Genomic DNA, 4929 nt, shown 5'->3' with positions numbered 1-4929 from the left:
CACCCCGGAAAGCCTGGGAATGGTATTACAACGTCGTCGGCGACAAGCGCTGTTCGATCGTCGACACGTGGTGGCAGACCGAGACCGGCGGCATCNTGATCACTCCGCTGCCGGGCGCCACCGCACTCAAGCCCGGCTCGGCAACCCGGCCGTTCTTCGGCGTGACGCCCGAGATGGTCGATGCCGAGGGCAAGGTTCTGGAAGGGGCCTGCGAGGGCAATCTCTGCATCGCCGATTCCTGGCCGGGACAGATGCGCACGGTCTACGGCGACCACGAGCGGTTCGAGCAGACCTACTTCTCGACCTATCCGGGCAAGTACTTCACCGGCGACGGCGCCCGGCGCGATGCGGATGGCTATTACTGGATCACCGGACGCGTTGACGACGTCATCAACGTCTCTGGCCATCGCATGGGCACCGCAGAGGTCGAATCCTCGCTGGTCGCCCACCCGAAGGTCGCCGAGGCGGCGGTCGTGGGCTACCCGCACAACGTGAAGGGCCAGGGCATCTACGCCTATGTGACCCTCAACGACGGCGAGGAGGGCGACGACGCCCTGCGCAAGGAGCTCGTGACCTGGGTCCGCAAGGATATCGGGCCGATCGCCTCTCCGGACCTGATCCAGTTCGCGCCGGGCCTGCCCAAGACCCGCTCGGGCAAGATCATGCGCCGGATCCTGCGCAAGATTGCCGAGGACGATTTCAGCTCGCTCGGAGACACCTCGACCCTGGCCGAGCCGGCCGTGGTCGACGACCTGATCGAGAACCGGCAGAACCGGGCCTGATCGCATCCGCGCCGCGGCCATAGCGGCGCGGGTTCGGACCGGGACGGGTGCCGGGGCGGCGCCCGTCTCCAACAAGAACCACGAACTTCAACGCGATGAACCGGGGGGCCAGAGTGCCCTCGCGGGAGGAAAAGCCATGAGCGGCACGACACTCGGCCTTCGAGGGCGCACGGCGCCCCCGGGAACACGCGCACTCGGAACGGAGGTCGATCCGCAGGTCGAGCGGATTGTCCGGACACCCGAATTCCAGCAACTCGTCCATGAGCGCACCCGCTTCGCCTGGACGCTGACCATCCTGATGCTGGTGGTCTATTTCGGCTTCATCGGGCTCATCGCCTTCGACAAGTCGCTGCTCGCCGTGAAGGTTGGCGGCACCGCCTCCCTCGGGCTGTTCGCGGGCGTCTTCGTGATCCTGTTCGCTTTCGCGCTGACCGGCGTCTACGTGGCCCGGGCCAACACGCGCTTCGACGCTCTGAGCGCCGCCCTCAAGCGGAGCGTCGCCCGATGAACCGGCTCCTCCTCGGCCTGACGCTCGGCACGATCGCCGCCAGCGCGGCCTATGCCGCCGGCCCGGATCTCGGGGCCGTGCAGCAATCGGTCACGAACTGGCCGGCCATCCTGATGTTCCTGTTCTTCGTGCTGCTGACGCTCGGCATCACCTACAAGGCCGCGAAGGGCACGAAGTCCGCCGCCGACTTCTACGCGGCGGGCGGCGGCATCTCGGCGGGGACCAACTCCCTGGCGATTGCCGGCGACTACATGTCGGCCGCCTCGTTCCTCGGCATCTCCGGCCTCGTCTACACCTCGGGCTTCGACGGGCTGATCTATTCCACGGGCTTCCTGGTCGGCTGGCCGATCGTGCTGTTCCTGATCGCGGAGCGCCTGCGCAACCTCGGCAAGTTCACCTTCGCGGACGTGGCGAGCTTCCGCCTCGACCAGACGTCGATCCGCATCATCTCGGCGGTGGGCACCCTCGTGGTGGTGGCGTTCTACCTGATCGCCCAGATGGTCGGCGCCGGGAAGCTGATCCAGCTCCTGTTCGGCCTGCCCTATCTCTACGCGGTGATCATCGTCGGCGTCCTGATGATCGTCTACGTCGCCTTCGGCGGCATGAAGGCGACCACCTGGGTGCAGGTGATCAAGGCCTGCCTGCTCCTCGGCGGCGCGACCTTCATGGCGGGCGCAGTGCTGTTAAAATACGGCTTCAACCCCGAGATGCTGTTCGCGAACGCCGTGCAGGTTCACCCGAAGGGCGACGCCATCATGGCGCCGGGCGGACTCGTGTCGAACCCGGTGGAGGCGATCTCCCTCGGCGTCGGCCTGATGTTCGGCACCGCCGGCCTGCCGCACATCCTGATGCGGTTCTTCACGGTCTCGGACGCGCAGGCCGCGCGCAAGTCGGTGTTCTACGCCACCGGCCTGATCGGCTACTTCTACATTCTCACCTTCATCATCGGCTTCGGCGGCATCGCCCTGCTGATGTCCGATCCGGTCTACTTCAAGCTCGGCGCGGCCGGGACCTTCGACAAGCTGAAGGACATGATCGGCGGCACCAACATGGTGGCGGTGAACCTCGCCAACGCCGTGGGCGGCCCGTACTTCCTCGGCTTCATCTCCGCCGTGGCCTTCGCGACCATCCTGGCCGTGGTGGCGGGCCTGACGCTCGCCGGCGCCTCGGCGATCAGCCACGACCTCTACGCCCAGGTGATCGCCCGCGGGCGCACCACCGAGAAGCACGAGGTCAACCTGTCGAAGATCTCCGCGGTGGTGATCGGCATCGTGGCGATCTACCTCGGCTACGTGTTCGAGAACCAGAACGTCGCCTTCATGGTGGGCCTGGCCTTCGCGGTGGCGGCGAGCTGCAACTTCCCGGTGCTGGCCATGTCGATCCTGTGGCGCGGCACCACCACCTGGGGTGCGCTGGCCGGCGGCCTCGTCGGCCTGCTCGCCGCGGTGATCATGGTGGTGCTGTCGAAAGCCGTGTGGGTGACGACGCTGGGCAACCCGGCCCCGCTCTTCCCCTACGACAACCCGGCTTTGTTCTCGATGCCGTTGGCCTTCGCGACGATCTGGGTCGTGTCGCTCATGGACAAGTCCCGCCGGGCCCAGCGCGAGCGGGCCGCCTTCGAGGCGCAGTATGTGCGCTCCGAGACGGGCATCGGGGCGTCCGGCGCCCACGCGCACTGACCTCAACCAGACGCGTCGGACAGGCGGAGGGCGCGGCGCGAGCCGCGCCCTTCGTCGTTCCGGTGACAACTCGGCGCGCACCTGTGTTGATGAGGCTCTTCACAATCGCTTTACCGGTTGACCCGCCACGCCCTTGAGATAACGCATAGGTGATCTGCGCTTTGCGCAGGGCCGCCCGGGAGCGGGCCGGGAAAGGGCGATCCCATCGTCGGGCCGCCCATATGCGTTTGGGAGGACGTGTCTTATGGCTGTGGCAACCGCGATCCCGCGGGCCGGAGACGCCGCGAGGCCGATGACTTCGGCCGAGAAGCGGGTGATCTTCGCGTCCTCGCTCGGTACTGTGTTCGAGTGGTACGATTTCTATCTGTACGGCTCTCTGGCGGCGATCATCGGCGCGCAGTTCTTTTCTGCCTATCCGCCCGCCACGCGCGACATCTTCGCGTTGCTCGCCTTCGCGGCCGGCTTCATCGTCCGTCCGTTCGGCGCCCTGGTCTTCGGCCGCATCGGTGATCTCGTCGGACGCAAATACACGTTCCTGATCACGATCCTGATCATGGGCCTGTCGACCTTCATCGTCGGCATCCTGCCCAACGCGGCCACCATCGGCATCGCGGCTCCGATCATCCTGATCGTCCTGCGCCTCGCCCAGGGCCTCGCCCTCGGCGGCGAGTATGGCGGCGCCGCCACCTACGTCGCCGAGCACGCCCCTAACGGCCGGCGCGGGTTCTATACGAGCTGGATCCAGACGACCGCGACCCTGGGCCTGTTCCTGTCGCTCCTCGTGATCCTCGCGACCCGGACCTTCACCGGCGAGGCCGCCTTCGCCGAGTGGGGCTGGCGCATCCCGTTCCTGGTCTCGGTGCTGCTGCTCGGCATCTCGGTCTGGATCCGCCTCCAGCTGTCGGAATCTCCGGCCTTTCAGCGGATGAAGGACGAGGGCAAGACCTCGAAGGCACCGCTCACCGAGGCCTTCGGCCAATGGCGCAATGCGAAGTTCGCGATCATCGCCCTGTTCGGCCTCGTCGCCGGTCAGGGTGTGGTCTGGTACACGGGCCAGTTCTACGCGCTGTTCTTCCTGCAATCGATTCTCAAGGTCGACGGCTATACCGCCAACCTGCTGATCGCGTGGTCGCTGCTCCTCGGCACCGGCTTCTTCGTGGTCTTCGGCTGGCTGTCCGACAAGATCGGCCGCAAGGTCATCATCCTGGCGGGCTGCGCCATCGCGGCGGCGACGTTCTTCCCGATCTTCAAGGGCATCACCTCCACGGCCAACCCGAAGCTCGAGGCGGCGATCGAGAACGTGAAGGTGACGGTGACGGCCGATCCGGCCGCCTGCGGAAACCTGTTCAACCCGGTCGGAACCCGGGTGTTCACCGCGCCCTGTGACCTCGCCCGCGACTTCCTGTCGAAGTCGTCGGTGCGCTACACCACTGCTGCCGGGGCGGCCGGACAGCCCACGACCATTCGGGTCAACGATACGGAGATCCCCTATCCGCAGGGGGGCAACGTCGAGGCCAACAAGGCCACGACCGCGGCACTCCAGGCCGCGGGCTACCCGAAGGCGGGTGACCCTGAGATCGTCAAGATGTCGAATCCGTTCGACATCTTCCGGCCGCAGGTCGCGCAGGTGATCGGCCTGCTGTTCATCCTCGTGCTCTTCGTCACGATGGTCTACGGCCCGATCGCCGCCATGCTGGTGGAGTTGTTCCCGACCCGGATCCGGTACACCTCGATGTCGCTGCCCTACCATATCGGCAACGGCTGGTTCGGCGGCCTGCTGCCGGCGACCGCCTTCGCCATGGTGGCCCAGACCGGCGATATCTATTTCGGCCTCTGGTACCCGATCGTCATCGCGGTCGCGACCGTGATCATCGGCATCCTCTTTCGTGCGGAGAACAAAGATCGCGACATCTTCGCAGATACCTGAGCGGCGCAAACCGGCCAAACGAACCACGCGTCG

General features: G+C 66.4%; 4 protein-coding genes. All 4 read left to right on the top strand.

Annotation, left to right across the window (positions count from 1 at the left end; genetic code table 11):
- The coding region (locus I53_RS19500) for an AMP-binding protein (RefSeq protein WP_043353746.1) at nucleotides 1-782 on the top strand (782 nt) is incomplete at its 5' end.
- Between the two features lie 136 nt (nucleotides 783-918).
- Nucleotides 919-1290 (top strand): DUF485 domain-containing protein, encoded by a 372-nt coding sequence (locus I53_RS19495; RefSeq protein ID WP_043353744.1) that lies wholly within the window; start codon nucleotides 919-921, stop codon nucleotides 1288-1290.
- On the top strand, nucleotides 1287-2969 hold the full coding sequence (locus I53_RS19490) for a cation acetate symporter (protein ID WP_043353743.1): 1683 nt from the start codon (nucleotides 1287-1289) through the stop codon (nucleotides 2967-2969). The genes I53_RS19495 and I53_RS19490 overlap by 4 nt, the downstream gene beginning before the upstream one ends.
- Nucleotides 2970-3261: 292 nt before the next feature.
- Nucleotides 3262-4896 carry an MFS transporter gene (locus I53_RS19485; RefSeq protein ID WP_051044904.1) on the top strand — a complete coding sequence of 545 codons (1635 nt, stop codon included), beginning with the start codon at nucleotides 3262-3264 and terminating at the stop codon, nucleotides 4894-4896.
- Nucleotides 4897-4929: the final 33 nt, after the last annotated feature.

This window comes from Methylobacterium sp. B1 (assembly GCF_000333255.1).
In the GTDB taxonomy this organism is placed as follows: Bacteria; Pseudomonadota; Alphaproteobacteria; order Rhizobiales; family Beijerinckiaceae; genus Methylobacterium; species Methylobacterium fujisawaense.
Note: the sequence above shows the minus strand (reverse complement) of the source record. Positions and strands in the feature narration are given on the sequence as shown.

What these genes read in the sequence shown, in the direction of transcription:
- I53_RS19495 (WP_043353744.1), top strand. Translation starts at nt 919, where the DNA reads ATGAGCGGCACGACACTCGGCCTTCGAGGGCGCACGGCGCCCCCGGGA.
- I53_RS19490 (WP_043353743.1), top strand. Translation starts at nt 1,287, where the DNA reads ATGAACCGGCTCCTCCTCGGCCTGACGCTCGGCACGATCGCCGCCAGC.
- I53_RS19485 (WP_051044904.1), top strand. Translation starts at nt 3,262, where the DNA reads ATGACTTCGGCCGAGAAGCGGGTGATCTTCGCGTCCTCGCTCGGTACT.